Genomic DNA, 18,969 nt, shown 5'->3' on the forward strand with positions numbered 1-18,969 from the left:
GGAGGTGGTCGGGGTGAACGGTCCGGTCGCGTACGTCGTGGCGACGTTGGGATGTCTGATCGGGGTCGCCGGGATCGTGGTGGCGGCGGTGGCCCTCAGCCGGAGTCGGAAGCCGAACCGCCCGACGCCCGCGAAGGACCCGTTCCGCGACACCGACTCCGACGCCCTGCGCGGTGACCCCCGCAAGCTCAAGCCCGGCGACATCGTCGAGATCCGCGGCGTCTCGTACGCGGTCCGCGGCTCGGTGCACCTGGTCGAGGGCGGCTGGAGCTGGGCCGAACACCTGCTGGACACCGTCGAGGGTGACAAGCGCTGGCTCTCCGTCGAGGAGGACCCGGACCTGGAACTGGTCCTCTGGACGGCCGAGCCGGCCGCGACGATCACCCCGGGCGCGCCCACCCTCGACTTCGCCGGCCGCCGCTACTCCTGGGAGGAGTCCGGCCAGGCCCGCTACTCGGCCACCGGCAGCACCGGCCTCGACCCGTACGGCACCGTCCGCTACCAGGACTACCGGGGCCAGGGCGGCGAGCGGCTCTCCTTCGAGGCGTACGGGGAGGCCGGCTGGGAGGTGGGCCGGGGCGAGCGGCTGCACCGCGCGGACGTGATGGTGTACCCGCAGGCCGGCCCGGTGGGGTCCTGATCGTGCTGGTCAGCCTGGACACCCCGTACGTCGACACCTGCGCCGCCGACCTGAGCCTGGCGCTCGGTGGACCGGAACGCCCCGCCCTGCACATCCGTGACCTGACCCTGCCCGGCGACGTCCGGCTGCGGCTGCGCCTGCTCGGCGCGTCCCACCAGGTCGTCCTCACCGTCCCGGCCGGTGCCGACGCGACCGCCCCCGACCGGCCCGGCGGGGCGGACGGGCTGGTCGAGACGGTCGCCTGCCTGCCCGGAAGGCCCCCGCACCTGCCCGGCGACCTGCACGACGAGGCGGGCGGCTACCGGTTCACCGCCACCGTGCTGCGTCCCGCCGAGGGGGAGTTGCACACCCGGATCGCCGCGCTCCGCGTCGAGCTGACCGACGACCCGTACGCCCTGGTCGGGGTCTTTCCCGGGGACCCGGACGCGGTCACCGCGCTGGCCGTACGCCCCGACGCGCCGGACGGGACGGTGGGCTGGCGCACCTGGCACGCGTACCCCCAGACCAACGAACTGGTCCTGACCGAGACGGTGGTGACGCTCCCGCGCACCCCACAGCCGGTTCTGCGAGCCCCGCAGTCGCGAACGGAGGAGACGCCGTGAGCGTGAGGAGTGAGCCGGTTCTGCGAGCCCCGCAGTCGCGAACGAAGGAGACACCGTGACCTACCGACGCTGGTTCGTGGTGGGGGTGGCCTTCGCGGTCGTCGGCGCGCTGGTCGCCGCCTTCGCGATCTTCTACGGCAACTTCTCGCCCCGGGGCTACATCGAGGACCGCTACACCCGGGCGGCGAGCCGGGACATCGGGCGGGACGCCGTCGCGTACACCTCGAACCGGACCCCGAGCCAGGTGGCCAAGGACGTCACCGACGCCTGGAAGCCGGCCGACCAGTACGTCGACGGCAGCGGCGTCTACCTGCGCTACGACGACGACTCGCTGGTGATCCTGCCGATCGCCGCCGGCTCGGTGATCCTGCTGGAACGGATGCGCACCGCCTACCCGCGGTACCACTCGACGGTGGGCAACCACTGGGGCTGGGGGCGGGGCAGCACGGTACGCGGTGGCGGCCCCGGCTCCGGCAAGTGACGCGCACCGATCCCGACCGAACGAACCCCTGGAGCACGCTGTGCAGAACCTGGTCACCGACCTGCTGGTCACCCTCGCCTACGGGGTGGTCGGTGTCGTCCTGATGGCCGTCGGCTACGTGCTGGTCGACGTGGCCACCCCGGGCAAGCTCCACGAGCTGATCTGGACCGAACGCAACCGTAACGCCGCGCTGCTGCTCACCTCGAACCTGGCCGGCGTCGGCATCATCGTGGTGGCCGCGATCGCCGCCAGCGAGGACGACTTCGTCCTCGGCCTGGTCGGTGCCGCCGCGTACGGGATCGTCGGGCTGGTCATCATGGCGTTGGCGTTCGTGCTGCTCGACGCGCTGACCCCGGGCAAGCTGGGCACGCTGCTGGTCGACCCGCAGCCGCACCCGGCGGTCTGGGTGTCGGCGGTGGTGCACCTCGCCACCGGCGCGATCATCGCCGCCGCCATCAGCTGATGACCACGGCGAAGCAGCCGGCGAAGGCGAAGCAGAACACGGGCACCTGGGTCGTCTGGCTCATCCTCGGCCTGTTCGTGCTCTGCTGCGTGGGAAGCAGCATCTTCAACCGGGACTCCGGCGGCACGGCCGTCCCCGCCCCGGCGGCCGACGAGCGGGCCGACACCGTGCCGCTCCTCGCCCAGGCCGCCACCAGCCAGGGCATCTGCTACGGCTGGCGGCTGGAGAAGTCGTACGACTCGACGGTCAGCGTCGGCTCCAACCTCGGCGACGGCGTCGCGGTGAGCGAGGACGCCCGCTGCCCGCGCTGGGTCGAGGCCCGCGCCCGGATCACCTACACCGCGGAGAGCAGCGAGAGCAGCGACTCGGCGTACGTCACCGTGGTCGGCTCGCCCGACCTCGCCCCCGCCGACCTGGCCTCGGTGCAGGCCGGGCTGACCCGGTTCGGCCTGGAAGAGGACGTGTTCGTCGACGACCCGGGCTGGGCGATCTGCCGGGCCGCCGTGGCGTTGCCGCTGCTGGTGGCCGAGGCCGGCGTCGCCTCGCCGGCCCCCACCCCGACCGCCGACCCCGGCGCGACGGCGGCTCCGCTGCCGGACGCCGGCAGCGACTTCTGGCGGGACCGCTGGGGTTCGCTGCTCGCCGCCGCCGGTCTGCTGCTGGTCGCCGCGCTGCTGCTCACCGTCGGGTTCGTGCAGCGCGGCCGGCAGCGCGCGGCGGCCCCGGCCGGGCGTACCCGGGGAACGCCGTGACCACCGAGGTGCCGACGGCGGTCGACGGCGGCCCGGCGGCCCGGCCGCACTGGCGGTGGGCCCGCGCGGCGGTGCTGGTCGCGGTCTTCGTCTGCGCCGCCTGCGGCCTGGTGTACGAGCTGGCCCTGGTCGCGCTCGGCAGCTACCTGATCGGCGACACGGTCGGGCAGGCGTCGATCGTGCTCGGCGTGATGGTCTTCGCGATGGGCGTCGGCGCGCTGGTCGCCAAGCCGTTGCAGCCCCGGGCCGCCGCCGCGTTCGCGGTGATCGAGCTGACCCTGGCCCTGCTCGGCGGCCTGTCCGTGCTCGGCCTCTACGCAGCGTTCGCCTGGCTCGACCTGTACGGCCCGGCGCTGGTCGGCACCGCGTTCGTGCTCGGCCTGCTGATCGGCGCGGAGATCCCGCTGCTGATGGTGATGCTGCAACGCATCCGCGAGCAGGCCGCCGGCAGCGCGGTCGCCGACCTGTTCGCCGCCGACTACGTCGGCGCGCTGCTCGGCGGGCTCGCCTTCCCGTTCCTGCTGATCCCGGTCTTCGGCCAGCTCAAGGGCGCGCTGGTGGTCGGCGCGGTGAACGCGGTGGCCGGCCTGGCCCTGGTCTGCACGGTGTTCCGCGGCGAGCTGAGCCGCCGGGCCCGGCTCGTGCTGGGCGCCGGGTCCGTGGTGGTCGCCCTCTGCCTGGGGTACGCCTGGGTCACCGCCGCCGACTTCGAGGTGACCAGCCGCCAGCAGCTCTACCGGGACCCGGTGGTGCACGCCGAACGCTCCCGCTACCAGGAGATCGTGCTGACCCGGTCGGTACGTGAGGTCGGCCATACCGACACCGACCTGCGGCTGTTCCTCAACGGCGACCTCCAGTTCAGCTCGATCGACGAGTACCGCTACCACGAGGCGCTGGTGCACCCGGCGATGCGCGGCCCGCGCGGTGAGGTGCTGGTCCTCGGTGCCGGCGACGGCCTCGCCGTCCGCGAGATCCTGCGCTACCCGGACGTACGCCGGGTGACCGTGGTCGACCTCGACCCGGCGGTGGTGGCGCTGGCCCGCTCCGAGCCGCAGCTACGCGCGCTCAACGGCGGCTCCCTCGACGACCCCCGGGTCCGGGTGCTCAACACCGACGCCTTCGGCTGGCTCCGTACCGCCGCCGAACGCTTCGACGTGGTCGTCGCCGACCTGCCCGACCCGGACGAGACGGCCACCGCCAAGCTCTACACCGTCGAGTTCTACGCCCTGATCCGTTCGGTGCTCGCCGAGGGCGCCCGGCTGGTGGTGCAGTCCGGGTCGCCGTACTTCGCGCCCCGGTCGTACTGGTCGATCGAGGCGTCGGTACGCGAGGCGGGCTTCGCCACCGTGCCGTACCACGTCGACGTGCCGTCGTTCGGTGACTGGGGATTCGTGCTCGCCGCCCCGGGCGGGACCCCGCCGCCGCTGGAACTGCCGGCCGACGCGCCCCGGCTGCGTTTCCTCGACCCGGCGGTGCTGCGGGCGGCGGCGGCCTTCCCCGCCGACCGGGGTCGCCTCGACGTGCCCGCCTCCACCCTGTTGCGGCCCAGGGTGCTCGACTACGCCCGCAGCGAGTGGCGCGGCTACTAGCCTCGGGATGATGTCACCGTCGCTGCGCCGCCGGCTGCCACCGCGTGCGGTGGACGCCGCCGCGTACCTCCAGGCGTTCGTGCTGTCCGGGGTGGCGACGGTGCTGGTCACCCGGGCGTTCCTGCGGGCGACCGGCTACCCGCAGCTCGGCGGCGGCGGCCTGCACATCGCGCACGTGCTCTGGGGTGGCCTGCTGATGACCGTCGGCCTGGGCGTCGCGCTGGTCTTCCTCGGCGGGGCCGCCCGGATGACCGGCGCGGTGCTCGCCGGGATCGGCTTCGGGCTGTTCATCGACGAGGTCGGCAAGTTCGTCACCGCCGGCACCGACTACTTCTACCGGCCGGCCGCCGGCATCATCTACGCCGTCTTCGCCCTGCTGGTGGTGATCACCCAGGCGTTGCGCGAACGGATGCGCCTGACCTCCGGCGAACGGGTGGCGAACGCGTTGGACGTGATCGTCGGCGGGGTCGGCCGGGGGCTCACCGACCGGCGACGGATCGCCACCCTGCGACTGGTCCGGGGTGCCGGCCCGGAGGTCGAGTCGGCGGTGTCCGCGCTGCTGGACGTGGTGCCGCGCCGGGAACCGCCGCCGCGGCGGTTCTGGCAGCCCTGGGTGGCCCGGCTGCGCGACGCGTTGGTCCGGTTGACCGCCCAGCGCTGGGTGGTCCTGCTGGTGGTGGCCTACCTGGTCGTCGAGCCGGTGGCGACGGTGGTGGCGGTGGCCACCGAGGGGGTGACCGGCGAGTTGGACCAGGCCGGTGAGTGGGGCGCGGTGCTGGGGGTGTCCGCCTCGGCGGTGGTCGCCGGGGTGCTGAGCATCCGCGCCGCGTTTCTGCTCCGCAATGACCGGCGGGCCGCGTTCCGGCTGTTCAAGCTGGCGCTCCTGGTCGACCTGCTGTTCGGGCAGATCTTCAACTTCACGGTCAACCAGTTCGACGCGGTGACCGGGCTCGCGGTGGACCTGCTCCTGCTCGCCGTGGTGACCGCCGAACACCGCCGGTTGGTCCGCCAGTCGTGACCGGGGCCGGTGATTCGGCAGTCCGACCAGCGGGTACGGCTCCGTCGTACCCGGTGCGACGGGACTGCGGACGTTACCGTGGTGCGGTGATCTAGGAAGGAGAATCATGGTCGATTCCCACAGCACGCCCGCCCGGACCCGTCCGGGTCTGGTGACGCTCTCCAGCTACCTGCTGATGTTCTTCGCGGCGCTCCAACTGATCGGGCTGATCCTGACCCTCGCGATCAGCGGAAAGCTGCGCCAGGCGTTCGAGGACGCCTTCGAGGGGACCGCGAGCGAGGTCGAGGGCCTCGGCACCGCCGTCGTGGTCTTCGCCGTAGGCGCGTCCGCCGTCCTGCTGCTGATCGCGCTCGCCCTCGTCGTCCTGGCGATCTTCAACAACCGGGGCAAGAACGGCAGCCGGATCGCCACCTGGGTGGTCGGCGGCATCATGGTCTGCTGCGTCGGCGGTGGGCTGGTCAACGGTGCCGCGGGGTTCAGCGGCTCCACCGGCTCCACCTCCGGGGACGCGCCGAGCGCCGAGGAACTGGAACGCAGCATGAACGCCGTGCTGCCGTCCTGGTACAACCCGGTCAGCACCCTGCTCGGGGTGGTCAGCCTGCTCGCCCTGCTGGCGGCGCTGATCCTGCTCGCCCTGCCGCAGTCCAACGAGTTCTTCCGCAAGCCCAAGGCGGGCTGGGAGCCGCCGGTCCCGGGTGCCACCTACCCGGCCGCGCCCGGCTACCCGCCCACCCCCGGCTACCCGGCGACGCCGGACTACCTGCAGCCCGGTGCGCCCGGCCAGCCCGGTGCCCCCGGCCCGTCGTCGGCTCCGGGCCAGCCCGGCCCGTCGTCGGCCACCCCCGGCGTGCCGGACCAGCCGCAGTCGTCCGACGGTCCGTCCTGGTCGCCGCCGTCGGGCGGGGAAACCGACCGGCCCACCGGAGGCAGCGGCCCGGACGACCCGCAGCGGCCCGCCGGCAGTTGACGGGCGCGTAACAGCGACACCGACGATTCCCTCCGAGTAGGTTGCACACCGACGCCTACCGGAGGGAATCGTCGTGTCGTACCCGGATCAGGTGCCGGACCGCCGCCCGCCGGTCGTCACCGTGGCGGCGGCGCTGCTCGGGCTGATGGCGCTCGCCGCCGGGGTCTACGCCGTCACCAGCCTGCTCGCCCTGGGCGGCACGATCGACCGGTTCCGGGGCGCCGTCGCCGGCACCGCCGCCGACCCGGGTGACGTCGACGGGGTGGTCCGGCTGCTGCGGATCAGCACGGTCGGCGCGGCGGTGTGGACGGTGCTGGTGGCGCTGCTGCTGGTCGGCCTCGCCGGTGGACTGCTCGCCCGGCGTCGGGCGGCCCGGGTCGGCGTCTGGGTGGTCTGCGGGCTGGGCCTGCTCGCCGGAGGGTGCGCCCTGGTCGTGCTGGTCGGCCAGCGGGTCAGGCCGCTGCGGCTGGGCAGCGGCGACCAGGGGGTGGCCGACCTCTTCACCACCCTCGACGACGCCTACCCCTCGTGGTGGGTGCCGGTGAACGCGGGCGTCTCGGTGGCCCAGGCCCTCGGCTACCTCGTGGTGGCCGTGCTGCTGGCCCTGCGGCCGGCGAACACCTGGTTCACCGGTCGGCGGCCGGCGCGACCCGGGTACGGGCCCTCCTCGTTCACCGCCGCGCCCTATCCGTCCCCGGTGTCCGCGCTGCCGCCGGAGCCCGGCCCCGAGGAGCAACCGTGACCGTCGACCGAACGACGCCCGGCCGGTGCGCGTTGATCACCGGTGCCACCGCCGGCATCGGCGCGGCGTTCGCCCGGCAGCTCGCCGCCGAGGGTTGGGACCTGGTCCTGGTGGCTCGGGACGCCGCGAGGCTCGACGCCACCGCCGCCGAGCTGACCGGCCGGTACGGCAACCGGACGGAGGTCGTCTCCGCCGATCTGTCCACCGACGACGGTTGCGCCCGGGTGGAACGGCGACTGGCTACCGGTGACCCGGTGGACCTGCTGGTCAACAATGCCGGATCGAGCCTGAACCAGCCGTTTCTGCGGTCCACCGTCGCCGACGAGACGCGGTTGCTCCGGTTGAACGTGCACGCGGTGCTACGCCTGACCCACGCGGCACTCGGACCCATGACGAGGCGCGGTAATGGGACAGTGATAAATGTCTCTTCGGTCGCCGGCTTCGGCCCGGTGATGCCGGGCTCCACCTATCCGGCCAGCAAGGCATGGGTCACCAGTTTCAGCGAATCGATCGGGCAGTCGACCCGCGCGGCAGGGGTGCACGTGATGGCGCTCTGCCCTGGCTACACCCGCACCGGCTACCACGAACGCACCGGCATCGACATGTCCGGCATGCCGCGGTGGATCTGGCTCAAGGCCGACGACGTGGTCGCCGAAGCCCTGCGTGACCTGCGAAAAGGCAAGACCGTGAGCGTTCCCGACTGGAAGTACAAGCTGGCCGTGGCGAGTCTGCGGCACGTGCCGCGCCGGCTGCTGCGCGGCGCCTTCCGGGACCGGCGCGGGCAGGTCGACCCGGCGGGGCAGTGAACGGCACGCGGTGCAGGTCGACGCGCCGGTGACCCGGCGTGGCAGCGCAACTCTGCCGGTGCGGTCGCGCAGCGTAGCCGTCCATCGCCAGTCATCGAGCGCCCGCGTGGTCGATCCGGGTGGGCCGCACACACGACCCACAGACTTGCGCAGTACCCTCTATCGCCATGGGGGACCACGACGACCTGCGTAAATTCATCACTGACCTGGCTGTGGTCCATGGCCGGGTCGTGCTCTCCTCGGGGCGGGAGGCGGAGTGGTACGTCGATCTGCGTCGCGTGACTCTCCATCACCGGGCCGCTCCCCTGGTCGGTCGGGTGATGCGGGAGCTGACCGCCGACTGGAATTACGACGCGGTCGGTGGGTTGACCCTGGGTGCCGATCCGATCGGCATCTCGATGTTGCACGCCGCCGCAGAGACCGATCGACCCCTGGACGCCTTCGTCGTCCGCAAGGCCGGCAAGGCGCACGGTCTCCAACGGCGGATCGAGGGTCCTGAGGTGGCCGGCCGGCGGGTACTGGCGGTGGAGGACACCTCGACGACGGGCGGCAGCGTGTTGACGGCCGTCGAAGCTCTACGCGAGGCCGGGGCGGAGGTCGTGGGCGTGGCGGTGATCGTCGACCGTGGCGCCAGCGACGTGGTACGCGCCGCCGGACTGCCGTATCGGGCGGCCTATACGTTGGCTGACCTCGGCCTTGTGGCGTAAAAATTTGCCGATTCGGATCTGCTGATATGCAGGCGGATCGATGCTGCTGGTGGAAGGATGGAATACGTGGGAACTGCGTTGGCTGAAATGACCATGCCTCAGATCTCGCCGCTTGCCGGCGAGCCGATCGAACGTGCCGACGCCGAGCGGCTGGCGGGGGTCCTCAAGGCCCTCGCCGACCCCGCCCGGCTGCGGCTGCTCAGCCTGATCCAGTCGGCGCCCGAGGGCGAAGCGTGCGTGTGTGACCTCACCGCGCCGCTCGGCCTCTCGCAGCCGACGGTCAGCCACCACCTCCGCATCCTCACCGAGGCCGGCTTGCTGGAGCGGGAGAAGCGTGGTGTGTGGGCCTACTACCGGCTGGTGCCGTCGGCGATCGCCACGATCGCCGACCTCCTCACGCCGCCGCGCAAGCGGGCCACCAAGAAGGCCCGCTGACTGAACCCGTTCGTCCCGTCCAGGGGCGACGTCCGATGACGGACCAGGGGTGGCGTCATCGGGTGGTGACGGCTGTCCGTCACCGGTCAGTTCGCTGATCCACCACCGTGCCCGCGGTGGCGTACGCGTACGCAACGGCCGGTCCTCTCCCCGAGGGCCGGCCGTTGGTCGTCCGCCGGTCAGTGGCCCTGACCGTGTTCCGGGTACCGCCCACCGTCCTGCGGCGGGCGCTGCCCGTACGTCTGCGGCGGGAACCGCTGGTCGTGGCCGGGCTGCTGGCCGTACGGCTGCTCGCCGCCGGAGGGCTGCCCGGGGTGCGGCTGCCGGGGCTGGTCGTGATGGTGGTGCTCGACGGCGTCCCGGACGGCCTCCACCGTGCCGACCGCGGTCGCGGCGGTGATCACGGCGACGGCCTCACCGCGCCGACGCGCCCGGCGGTCGCGGAGGAACTCGAAGAAGATCGGCAATACCGAGAGCAGGATGATCAGCGCGACGACCGGCAGGATGTACCTGTCGATCTTGTCGCCGATGGCGTTGTAGATCTGGTCGGCGAGCAGGTAGCCGATCAGCAGGATGCCGTCCACCCAGAGGATCGCGCCGACGACGTTCCAGAGGAAGAACTGCTTCGCCGGCATGCCGAGCACACCGGCCACCGGGTTGAGGAACGTCCGCACGATCGGAATGAACCGGGCCAGCACGACGGCCTTGGCCGGGCCGAACTTCTGGAAGTAGAACTCCGCCTTCTCCACGTACTCCTTCTTGAAGAGGCGGGAGTTGGGGCGGTCGAACATCCGCCGGCCGTACCTGGCACCGAGCCAGTGCCCGAGCTGGGCCCCGACGATCGCGCAGATCGGCCCGCCGATCAGCAGCCCGGCCAGCGAGAGCCGGGTGCCGTCGCCGAAGATCGCGTCGGCCACCGGCGAGGCGGCGACCCCGGCCAGGAAGAGCAGTGAGTCACCGGGGAAGAAGAACCCCACCAGCAGACCGGTCTCGGCGAAGAGGATCACCCACACGCCGATCAGCCCGAAGGTCTGGAGCAGATCCTTGGGGTCGAGCGGGTTCAGCGCGACCGTCTCGGCGACCACCCGCGTCTTCTCACCTGTGTCCACGGCCACACACCATACCGAGCCCACGAACCGCCGGTCGCGGCACGCGCCCCTTCGACCGGGATCTCACCCCCGGACGCCCCGGTTCAGGCCACGGGGTGCCCGGGTCGGGCCCCGATGCGCCCGGGTCGGGCCACGAAGCTGTCCCGGGTCAGGCCACGAAGCGCGACCGGAGACGCCGGGCCGCCAGGTAGCTAACGATCCCGGCCACCAGCAGCAGGCCACCGACGGTGACCAGCAGGCCGGTCGGAGAGCCGGTGATCGGCAACGAGCCGTCGTCGCCGCCCTGACCACCCGAGGTGGGGTTCACCAGGATCTTCGCGGTGTCGTTGCTCGGGTCGAGATCCTTCGCGCCCACCGGGCCGTTGCTCAGCTCGACCTTGCCCGTCAGGGTGCCCGCCCGATCGATGCGGAACGAGAACGGCAGGGCGACCTTTCCGCCCTTGTGGATGAGGTCGTACTGGTAGCAGGAGTACGCGCGGGCACCCGGCCGGCCGCCCTCCTCGTCCTGGATGTCGGCGTCGAGGCAGTTCTTGGGCACCTTGACGGCGGTGACACCCTTCGGCACGGTCATCTCGATGATGGTGTAGAAGTCACGGCCGCCATTGGACGACGAGGCCGGCCCCCGGTTGGTGTAACCGATTGTGACCGGCACGGTCTCGCCCACCTTGGCGGTGATGCGCACCTCGTCGGCGGCCAGGTCGGCCCGCTGGTCGCCGGTGACGGTCAACTCGACGGGCGTTTCGTTGTCGGCCGGCTTGACGTCGGTCTGCGGTGCCCGGGACGCGCCGACGGGCAGCTTCCCACCGGTCGGCTCCAGCCGCAGCACACCGCCGGTGCCCTGCTGGTCGAGCGTGTACTTGGGCCGCTCGTCCGCCCAGTCCTGCGGGGTCAACCAGGTGGCGGTGCCGGTCTGGATGTTCGGTGCCGAGACGTCGCCGGGCACGGTGACACCGAAACCGCCACCGACCCGGAACACCCGGCCCGGCGCGATCTCGTCGTCGAAGGTGCAGACGAACAGGTTCGGCGTCCAGTGGTTCAGGCCGCCCTTGCTGCCGTAACGGCAGTTCTGGTAGCGCTTCGACGGGGTGAGACCGTACATGGCCGACACGAGGAGCACCGCGCCCTGGGCGGTCTCCTGCCCCTGGTTGCCGACCGACAGCCCCACCGGCACCGTGGCACCGGGACCACCGGTCAGCGTCACCGCGGGACCCGCCACCAGATCGACCCCCTCGCCGATGGTGACGGTCGAGGTGGTGCTGCTCGTACCGAACCTGGAGCTGGTCACGGTAAAGCGGATCTTGCCATTCTGACCCACCTTGGCGCCCGCGCGTGGCAGCACCGGAATCAGGAGCAGGTCATGGCTCTCGCTGTCGATGGCCGAGCAGGTCAGGACGGTGCCCTCGCGGGTGCAGGCCGAGCCCAGCGGATCGCGCACGTCGGCGAAGGCATCGACGGCGCTGTAGTCCACGGTGACGGTGTGCTCAAGCGGGGGCTGATCGCCCCGCCAGACGAGGGACACCCGTCTGCCCGACCCGCCCGGGGCCAGGGTGATGTTGTCGGCGACGATGTCGAACCCTGCCGCCGCGACCACCTCGGGAGAAGCGCCGGGAATGGCGGGGGCGGCCAGGGCAGGGCCGGTGGAGGCGGTGACGAACGCGCCCACCACAGCGAACCCGGCCAGCCAGCGTCGCATCGTGTGCTTCCGCATCAATGTTCCTGTCCTGGAAGGGGCGCAGTCGTGACGTAGCGTACGGAACAACTCGGGCGGTGACCGCCCCGCTCGGCCGGGCAGTGGGCCGAACGGGCCGAACGATCGGCGACTCCACCGCAACGGCCACGGTCTGCCGTGCCGTCGGGACGACGGTGGGCGTCGCCGACCGTCAGAGCCGGGGGTCGACCGGCTCCGACTCGCAGGCCAGGATCGCGAATACCAGCTCGTGCCGACGCCACAGCGGCGCGTCGGCGGCGTAGGCGTCCAGGGCGGCCAGGCCGAGCGCGTGCTCGCGCAGCGCCAGGCCCCGCTTGCGCCCCAGCGACCGGCGACGCAGCGCGGTGAGCTGGGCCGGATCGGTGTAGCCGGGACCGTAGATGATCCGCAGGTACTCCCGTCCCCGGCACTTGATGCCCGGCTGGAGCAGCGAACCGCGCGCCGACCTCGCGGCCGGCCCGGCGTACGGCTTGACCACCATCCCCTCGCCACCGGCCCCGGTCAGCGTCAACCACCACCCGGTGGCTACCGCCACCGACGCCTCGTCGGCCAGCTCAACCACCTGCCGCCGGGTCGGCGTGAAGAACTCCGGGTCGGCCGCGCAGAGCCGGTCGGCCAACGCCAGGTGCCAACCGTGGTCCCGGCCGGTGAAGGTCAGCGTCGCCCCGGCCAGCACCGCGAACGGCGCCAGGGTCACCCCGCGCAGCCCCTCGGTGGGTGCCACGTACGCGCGGTACGCCGCCGAGTAGCCCTCGACCTCGACCCGCCGGGCCGCCATCCGGTCCCGCAGCGCGGCCACCGGCAGGCCCCGGGCCGCCGCCGCGTCCAGCGCGGCGAGGGCCGCCGGCAGCGCCGCCCGACCGGCCGCCCCGACCCCGGCGTACTGCTCACGGATCAGCCCACCCGCCTTCGCCGACCAGGGCAGCAGCTCACAGTCCAGCAGCAGCCGGTCGGTGCCCAACTCGTCCCACAACCCGGCCGCGCCGACCGCCGCCCGGACCCGGTCCAGCAGCTCCCCGTCCAGCGGCGGACCGAAGAACGGCCGGCCGGTACGGGTGTGCACCACCCCACCGCCGAACGGGCCCGGTTCCCGCTCGACCAGCACCACCGCGCGGGAACCCATGTGCTTCTCCTCGCACACCACCCGCTGCACGCCGGCCGACCGGTAGTCGTCGAACGCCTGCGTCGGGTGCTCCAGGAACCCCGGCACGGTCGACGTCGAGCAGGGCGCCATCGTCGGCGGCAGCCAGACCAGCCGACCCGGGTCCACCGCGAACCGGCTCATCACCTCCAGCGCGGCGGCGGCGTTCTCCGCCGGCACGGTCAGCTTGCCGTAGGCGTGTTCCAGGTGCCGCCGCCCGGTCACGTCGGCCAGGTCGAGCACCGTGTCCGGGCGGCTCGGGGTGCTGACCAGCGGCCGGGCCGGGGCGTACCACTCCCGCTGGGCGTCGACCGAGATCAGCTCCCGCTCCGGGTAGCGCAGCGCGGTGAGCTTCCCGCCGAAGACGCAGCCGGTGTCGACGCAGATGGTGTTGTTGACCCATTCCGGGGTCGGGGTCGGGGTGTGCCCGTACACGACCGTCGCCGAGCCCCGGTAGTCGCGCGCCCACGGGTAGCGCACCGGCAGGCCGTACTCGTCGGTCTCGCCGGTGGTCTCGCCCCAGAGCGCGAACGAACGGACCCGGCCCGACGCGCGGCCGTGGTAGGCCTCCTTCAGGCCGGCGTGCGCCACCACCAGCCGGCCGCCGTCCAGCACGAAGTGGCTGACCAGGCCGTCGATGAAGGTCGCCACCCCGGCCACGAACGCCGGGTCCTCGGCGTCGAGCTGCTCCATCGTCTCGGCCAGGCCGTGGGTGAGCTTGACGTCCTGGCCACGCAGCTTGCGCAGCAACTTGTGCTCGTGGTTGCCCGGCACGCAGATCGCGTGCCCGGCCGCCACCATGCCCATCACCAGGCGCAGCACGCCGGGGGAGTCCGGGCCGCGGTCCACCAGGTCACCCACGAAGACGGCGGTACGACCAGCCGGGTGCACCGCGTCCACCGGGCGACCCGCGTCGTCGCGGTGCAGCACGAAGCCCAGCCGCACCAGCAGCGCCTCCAGCTCCGCCCGGCAGCCGTGCACGTCACCGACGATGTCGAACGGCCCGGTCAGCTCCCGCCGGTCGTTGAACAGCTTCTCCAGCCGGATCCGCGCGGCGTCGATCTCCTCGACCCCGCGCAGCACGTGCACCCTGCGGAACCCCTCCCGGGTCAACTGCCCGTACGACCGGCGCAGGTCACGCTGCATCCGGGCCAGTACCTGCCGGCCGTGCGTCCGGTCGGCGCGGGCCTGGGTCCGTTCCCAGGCCAACGCCTCCGGCACGTCCAGCACGATCGCCACCGGGAACACGTCGTGGTCCCGGGCCACCTGCACCAGCCCGGCGCGGGCGTGCGGCTGGAGGTTCGTCGCGTCGACCACGGTGAGCCGGCCCCGCCGCAGCCGGACCCCCGCCACGTGGTGCAGCGCCCCGAACGCGTCGGCCGAGGCGGACTGGTCGTTCTCGTCGTCGGCGACCATCGCCCGGAACGCGTCCGAGGCGAGCACCTGACTGGGCGCGAAGTGCCGGGCGGCGAAGGTGGACTTGCCCGAGCCGGAGACGCCGACCAGCGCCACCAGGGCGAGTTCGGGAATGTCGAGGATGGTCATCGGGTCGTCTCCTGGCTGCCCACGGCGGTGAGGACGGCGAGCTGGGTGGGGTGGCCCAGCTCGGGGTCGTGGTCACCGATCCCGCTGATCGTGGCCGTGTAACCGTGGTCGGCGGCCACCCGCCCGACCCACCCCGCGAACTCGGCACGGGTCCACTCGAACCGGTGGTCGGGGTGCCGGAACCGACCCGCCGGCAGCCCCTCGTAACGCACGTTGTACTCCGCGTTCGGGGTGGTCACCACGACCGTGGCCGGCCGGGCGTGACCCAGCACGGCGTCCTCCAGCGCGGGCAGCCGGGCCGGGTCCAGGTGCTCGACGACCTCCATCAGCACCGCCGCGTCGTAGCCGCGCAACCGGTCGTCCCGGTAGGTCAGCGCCGACTGCCACAGCCGGACCCGGTCCTGCTGCCGCTGCGGCAACCGGTCCAGCCGCAGCCGGCGGGCGGCCACGGTCAGCGCCTGGGCGGAGACGTCCACGCCCACCACCTCGGTGTAACGCCGGTCGGCGAGCAGCCCGGTGAGCAGCGCGCCGCCGCCGCAGCCCAGGTCCACCACCCGGCTCGCCCCGCTGGCCGCCAGCGCGGCGAGTACCGCCTCGCGCCGCCGTACCGCCAGGGACGCCCGCCGGGGGTCGGCCACCGCCGTCGCGCCGTCCGCCGGGCCGGTGGACCCGTCGACACTGTCGTCCGGCACGGGCACGTCGGCCAGCCGCAACTCGGCCAGCCGGGCCATCGCCTGCCCGGCCAACGCCCGCCGGTGGGCCAGGTAACGCCGGGTGATCAGCGCCCGCCCCGGGTGGTCGGCGAGCCAGCCCGCCCCGGCCCGCAGCAACTTGTCGATCTCGTCCGGGGCGACCCAGTAGTGCTTGGCGTCGTCCAGCACCGGCAGCAGGACGTACAGGTGGTTGAGGGCGTCGGCGAGCCGGACCGTGCCGGACAGGCAGAGGTCGACGTACCGGCTGTCACCCCATTCGGGGTGCTGCTCGTCGAGCGGGAGCGGGGCTGCGGTGACCGCCCAGCCCAGCGGGGCGAACAGCCGTACCGCCAGCTCCGCGCCGCCCCGGCAGCGCAGCACCGGCACCCGGATGCTCAGCGGGATCGCCGAGCCGGCCAGCTCCGGACGGTCCCGGGACACCCCGCGCAGCGCGGACCGGAACACCGTCGACAGCGCGGAGGAGAGCAGGCTGGACGCGGCGTAGGCGCGGTCGTTGACGTACTGCCCGAGGGTGAAACTCTCCGGTGTGGACGCCGCCCGCTTCCGACCCACCCCGAGACGCTGTGGGTCGACCTCGACCAGCAGGGCGGCCGTGCACCGCCGCGCTGTCGCCTCCGGGTAGAAGACGTGCGCGGTGCCCGTCGGCAGGTCGAACTCCTGCACCCGGTCGGGGTGCTTGACCAGCAGGTAACCGAGATCGGTCGCCGGCTGGTGGGTGGTGGTCAGGGTGAGCAGCACGCGCCCATGATTCCAGCGCGGCCGATCCGGCGTCGTCCTGATTCCCCTCGGGCCGCTCGCAGCCAGGGGTACCGGCGGGGGTCAGGCCGTGAAGCGGGTCCGGCGGCGACGGGTCACCACGAAGCCGGCGACGCCCGCCGCGACCAGCAGGGCACCGGCACCGGCGACCAGGGTGACGGACTGACCGGTGATCGGCAGGGTGCCACCGTCATCCTCACCGTCACCACCGCCGACTCCGCCCGGTCCGGCGACGCCGGACTTGACGACGAGCGTGGCCCGGTCGTTCGCGGCCGGGTCGCCTGCGGCGAGGCAGCCGTAGAGGTCCGCCCCGGGTTCACCGCCGTGCTCCCACGGGTTCCACGACTTCTCGTCGTTCCGGTCGTACGGGGCGCACTCCCCGGAGACCTCGACCGCCTCGGTGCCCTTCGGGATCTCGACCGTCACGAACGGTCCGCTGAGCCGCCACGTCTGGACGGTGGCCGGGCCCAGGTTGGTCCAGCCGACCCGTACCTCGACCCGGTCGCCCACCTTGCCGCTGGCGCTGGCACCGTTGGCGGCCACATCGGCCGGATTGTCACCGCCGACGTTCAGGCCGACGACGGTGAAGCTGTTCCACCGGTCGACGTCGGTCTGCGGCACGGACGCCTGCCGGGCCGTCCGCACCTCGACCAGTTCCAGCTTCCCTCCGGTGCCGGGCCTGCCCGGCGGAAGTGGATAGGCGGGGTTGTCGATGATCAGCTTCCAGTCGTCCCTGGTCCACCAGTCGACGTAGCTGTCGATCCTGCTGCCGGAGCGGGCCTGCCGGTCCAGGGTCACCGGAAGCCTGCTGGAGAGCCGTCCCTGCCCGGCCGGTCGGGCCCGCACCGTCAGCGGTAGTCGTCCTCGTCGGCGGTGACCACCCGGGCCTGCTCCATGGCGTCCCAGTCGTCGACCTCCAGGCCCCGGTGCGGCTCGGCGTCGGTCTCGTCCGGGCCGATCACGGCGGCCTGCTCGACCGCGTCGGCCGGCTCGGCCTCCAGGTCGCGTTCCTGCGGGTCGAGGTGGTCGCTCGGGGTGAAGTCCTCGTCGGGCTGACCCATCGTCCCTCCCTGGATGCGGCGGCCTGTCCACCCCACCGTACGGGCTGGTGCGGGAGGTCGCCCGGTGGGCGCGGGAACGCGGGAACGTCCCACCGGGGACGCCGGGCGGTGTCAGGATGGGGCGGTGGGCTTCCTGATCCGGTTGGTGATCACGGCGATCGCGCTGTGGGTCACCACGCTGATCGTGCCGGGGGTCGACGTCTCCGGGCGCAACGGCGCGAACACCGCGTTCACCCTGCTCGTGGTGGCGCTGATCTTCGGCGTGGTCAACGCGGTGCTCAAACCGGTGATCAAGGTGGTCGGTTGCGTGTTCTACCTGCTCACCCTCGGGCTGTTCGCGCTGGTGGTGAACGCCCTGCTGTTCCTGCTGACCGACCGGATCGCGCGCGCGGTCGACCTGTCGTTCCGGGTGGACGGTTTCTGGGCGGCCTTCTGGGGGGCCATCGTGATGGCCGTGGTGACCTGGCTGATCAGCGTCGCCGTGCCGGACGGCCGGGAGGCCCGGTGAGGCCGACCGGTGGACGGTCACCGGGGCGGTTGTGTCCGCCGACGCCTCCTACGGGATACTGCCGACGGTGGACAGCGCGGTCCGGCGCACCCATGGAAGACAGCGGCCAGCGTGGCCGAGAGCGGTAAGTAAGGAGCGTTCCCCATGCCCATCGCTTCCCCCGAGGCTTACGCGGAGATGCTGGACCGGGCCAAGGCCGGCCGGTACGCGTACCCCGCGATCAACGTGACCTCGTCGCAGACCCTGAACGCGGCGCTGAAGGGCTTCGCCGACGCGGAGAGCGACGGCATCATCCAGGTCTCCACCGGTGGCGCGGAGTACCTGTCCGGCCCGTCGGTCAAGGACATGGTGACCGGCGCGGTGGCGTTCGCCGCGTACGCGCACGAGGTGGCCAAGAAGTACCCGGTCAACATCGCGCTGCACACCGACCACTGCCCGAAGGACAAGCTGGACGGGTTCGTCCGGCCGCTGATGGCCATCTCCCAGGAGCGGGTGAAGGGCGGCCAGGAGCCGCTGTTCCAGTCGCACATGTGGGACGGTTCGGCCGTGCCGGTGGCGGAGAACCTGGAGATCGCCGCCCAGCTCCTCGACGAGGCCGCCAAGGGCAAGATCGTCCTGGAGATCGAGGTCGGCGTCGTCGGTGGCGAGGAGGACGGCGTCGAGAACGCCATCAACGACAAGCTCTACACCACCGTCGAGGACGGCCTGGCCATGGTCGAGGCGCTCGGCCTGGGCGAGAAGGGCCGCTACATGGCGGCGCTGACCTTCGGCAACGTGCACGGCGTCTACAAGCCGGGCAACGTCAAGCTCCGGCCGGAGATCCTCAACCAGATCCAGGAGGCGGTCGGCGCCAAGTACGGCAAGGACAAGCCGCTCAGCCTGGTCTTCCACGGCGGCTCCGGCTCGCTGCTGGAGGAGATCCGGGAGGCGCTCGACTACGGCGTCGTGAAGATGAACATCGACACCGACACCCAGTACGCCTTCACCCGGCCCGTCGCGGACCACATGTTCCGCAACTACGACGGCGTACTCAAGATCGACGGCGAGGTCGGCAACAAGAAGCAGTACGACCCGCGTACCTGGGGCAAGCTGGCCGAGGCCGGTCTCGCCGCCCGGGTCGTCGAGGCGTGCGAGCACCTGCGCTCCACCGGCACCCGGATGAAGTGACCCTGACGTACCCCGTCAACGGCCGGCTCCCCACCCGGGGGCCGGCCGTCGCCGTCGGA

The 18,969-nt window shown here is 72.5% G+C and carries 20 protein-coding genes; 14 read left to right on the forward strand and 6 right to left on the reverse strand.

What is annotated here, in order from left to right:
- Positions 1–13 precede the first annotated feature (13 nt).
- The 12 genes from FJK98_RS00735 (at position 14) to FJK98_RS00790 (ending at position 9,202) form a co-directional block, all read left to right on the forward strand.
- Complete coding sequence (locus tag FJK98_RS00735; protein WP_145917283.1) at positions 14–640, forward strand: DUF4178 domain-containing protein; 627 nt, start codon at positions 14–16, stop codon at positions 638–640.
- Between the two features lie 2 nt (positions 641–642).
- Positions 643–1,242: a DUF2617 family protein gene (locus tag FJK98_RS00740; RefSeq protein WP_145917284.1), complete on the forward strand. Its 600-nt coding sequence runs from the start codon at positions 643–645 to the stop codon at positions 1,240–1,242.
- Positions 1,243–1,297: 55 nt separating this feature from the next.
- Positions 1,298–1,723 carry a DUF4247 domain-containing protein gene (locus tag FJK98_RS00745; protein ID WP_145917285.1) on the forward strand — a complete coding sequence of 142 codons (426 nt, stop codon included), beginning with the start codon at positions 1,298–1,300 and terminating at the stop codon, positions 1,721–1,723.
- Between the two features lie 40 nt (positions 1,724–1,763).
- Positions 1,764–2,186, forward strand: coding sequence for a DUF350 domain-containing protein (locus FJK98_RS00750; RefSeq protein ID WP_145917286.1), 423 nt, complete (start codon positions 1,764–1,766; stop codon positions 2,184–2,186).
- On the forward strand, positions 2,186–2,938 hold the full coding sequence (locus tag FJK98_RS00755) for a hypothetical protein (protein ID WP_228542844.1): 753 nt from the start codon (positions 2,186–2,188) through the stop codon (positions 2,936–2,938). Before FJK98_RS00750 ends, FJK98_RS00755 begins: the two co-directional genes overlap by 1 nt.
- Positions 2,935–4,527 carry a polyamine aminopropyltransferase gene (locus FJK98_RS00760; protein ID WP_145917287.1) on the forward strand — a complete coding sequence of 531 codons (1,593 nt, stop codon included), beginning with the start codon at positions 2,935–2,937 and terminating at the stop codon, positions 4,525–4,527. Before FJK98_RS00755 ends, FJK98_RS00760 begins: the two co-directional genes overlap by 4 nt.
- Positions 4,528–4,561: 34 nt before the next feature.
- The gene (locus tag FJK98_RS00765; RefSeq protein ID WP_168222603.1) at positions 4,562–5,545 is read left to right on the forward strand and encodes a hypothetical protein; all 984 of its coding nucleotides are present in this window, start codon (positions 4,562–4,564) and stop codon (positions 5,543–5,545) included.
- A gap of 106 nt (positions 5,546–5,651) precedes the next feature.
- Positions 5,652–6,512 carry a hypothetical protein gene (locus FJK98_RS00770; protein ID WP_228542843.1) on the forward strand — a complete coding sequence of 287 codons (861 nt, stop codon included), beginning with the start codon at positions 5,652–5,654 and terminating at the stop codon, positions 6,510–6,512.
- Positions 6,513–6,585: 73 nt separating this feature from the next.
- On the forward strand, positions 6,586–7,254 hold the full coding sequence (locus FJK98_RS00775) for a hypothetical protein (protein WP_145917289.1): 669 nt from the start codon (positions 6,586–6,588) through the stop codon (positions 7,252–7,254).
- On the forward strand, positions 7,251–8,060 hold the full coding sequence (locus FJK98_RS00780) for an SDR family oxidoreductase (protein ID WP_145917290.1): 810 nt from the start codon (positions 7,251–7,253) through the stop codon (positions 8,058–8,060). The genes FJK98_RS00775 and FJK98_RS00780 overlap by 4 nt, the downstream gene beginning before the upstream one ends.
- Positions 8,061–8,227: 167 nt before the next feature.
- Positions 8,228–8,767 (forward strand): orotate phosphoribosyltransferase, encoded by a 540-nt coding sequence (gene pyrE / locus FJK98_RS00785; protein ID WP_088641922.1) that lies wholly within the window; start codon positions 8,228–8,230, stop codon positions 8,765–8,767.
- 57 nt (positions 8,768–8,824) lie between these two features.
- A complete protein-coding gene (locus tag FJK98_RS00790) occupies positions 8,825–9,202 on the forward strand; it encodes a helix-turn-helix transcriptional regulator (RefSeq protein ID WP_007454255.1) in 378 nt (125 codons plus the stop codon).
- A gap of 179 nt (positions 9,203–9,381) precedes the next feature.
- Here FJK98_RS00790 and FJK98_RS00795 read toward each other — a convergent pair whose 3' ends face one another.
- From FJK98_RS00795 to FJK98_RS33020, 6 genes are all read right to left on the reverse strand, one after another.
- Positions 9,382–10,317: a VTT domain-containing protein gene (locus FJK98_RS00795; protein WP_205789344.1), complete on the reverse strand. Its 936-nt coding sequence runs from the start codon at positions 10,315–10,317 to the stop codon at positions 9,382–9,384.
- A 142-nt stretch (positions 10,318–10,459) separates the two neighbouring features.
- A complete protein-coding gene (locus FJK98_RS00800; RefSeq protein ID WP_145917292.1) occupies positions 10,460–12,070 on the reverse strand; it encodes a cell wall anchor protein in 1,611 nt (536 codons plus the stop codon).
- Positions 12,071–12,191: 121 nt separating this feature from the next.
- Entirely contained in the window at positions 12,192–14,705 is a 2,514-nt protein-coding gene (locus FJK98_RS00805; RefSeq protein WP_145917293.1) for a polynucleotide kinase-phosphatase, read from the reverse strand.
- Positions 14,702–16,156, reverse strand: coding sequence for a 3' terminal RNA ribose 2'-O-methyltransferase Hen1 (locus FJK98_RS00810; protein ID WP_145917294.1), 1,455 nt, complete (start codon positions 16,154–16,156; stop codon positions 14,702–14,704). Before FJK98_RS00810 ends, FJK98_RS00805 begins: the two co-directional genes overlap by 4 nt.
- 81 nt (positions 16,157–16,237) lie before the next feature.
- The gene (locus FJK98_RS00815) at positions 16,238–16,972 is read right to left on the reverse strand and encodes an LPXTG cell wall anchor domain-containing protein (protein ID WP_168222358.1); all 735 of its coding nucleotides are present in this window, start codon (positions 16,970–16,972) and stop codon (positions 16,238–16,240) included.
- A gap of 50 nt (positions 16,973–17,022) precedes the next feature.
- Positions 17,023–17,235: a hypothetical protein gene (locus FJK98_RS33020; RefSeq protein ID WP_168222359.1), complete on the reverse strand. Its 213-nt coding sequence runs from the start codon at positions 17,233–17,235 to the stop codon at positions 17,023–17,025.
- 124 nt (positions 17,236–17,359) lie between these two features.
- Here FJK98_RS33020 and FJK98_RS00820 point away from each other — a divergent pair, with 124 nt between their 5' ends.
- Both FJK98_RS00820 and fbaA read left to right on the forward strand, forming a co-directional pair.
- Positions 17,360–17,743: a phage holin family protein gene (locus tag FJK98_RS00820; protein WP_145917296.1), complete on the forward strand. Its 384-nt coding sequence runs from the start codon at positions 17,360–17,362 to the stop codon at positions 17,741–17,743.
- A 144-nt stretch (positions 17,744–17,887) separates the two neighbouring features.
- Entirely contained in the window at positions 17,888–18,910 is a 1,023-nt protein-coding gene (fbaA, locus tag FJK98_RS00830; protein ID WP_088641929.1) for a class II fructose-bisphosphate aldolase, read from the forward strand.
- Positions 18,911–18,969 lie beyond the last annotated feature (59 nt).

This window comes from Micromonospora sp. HM134, from assembly GCF_007833915.1.
Classification (GTDB): domain Bacteria; phylum Actinomycetota; class Actinomycetes; order Mycobacteriales; family Micromonosporaceae; genus Micromonospora; species Micromonospora wenchangensis.

Bases quoted from the DNA above. Each gene is read 5' to 3' on its own strand.
- FJK98_RS00755 (WP_228542844.1), top strand. From the start codon at position 2,186: ATGACCACGGCGAAGCAGCCGGCGAAGGCGAAGCAGAACACGGGCACC.
- FJK98_RS00770 (WP_228542843.1), top strand. From the start codon at position 5,652: ATGGTCGATTCCCACAGCACGCCCGCCCGGACCCGTCCGGGTCTGGTG.
- pyrE (WP_088641922.1), top strand. From the start codon at position 8,228: ATGGGGGACCACGACGACCTGCGTAAATTCATCACTGACCTGGCTGTG.
- FJK98_RS00790 (WP_007454255.1), top strand. From the start codon at position 8,825: ATGGAATACGTGGGAACTGCGTTGGCTGAAATGACCATGCCTCAGATC.
- FJK98_RS00805 (WP_145917293.1), bottom strand. From the start codon at position 14,705: ATGACCATCCTCGACATTCCCGAACTCGCCCTGGTGGCGCTGGTCGGC.
- FJK98_RS33020 (WP_168222359.1), bottom strand. From the start codon at position 17,235: ATGGGTCAGCCCGACGAGGACTTCACCCCGAGCGACCACCTCGACCCG.
- fbaA (WP_088641929.1), top strand. From the start codon at position 17,888: ATGCCCATCGCTTCCCCCGAGGCTTACGCGGAGATGCTGGACCGGGCC.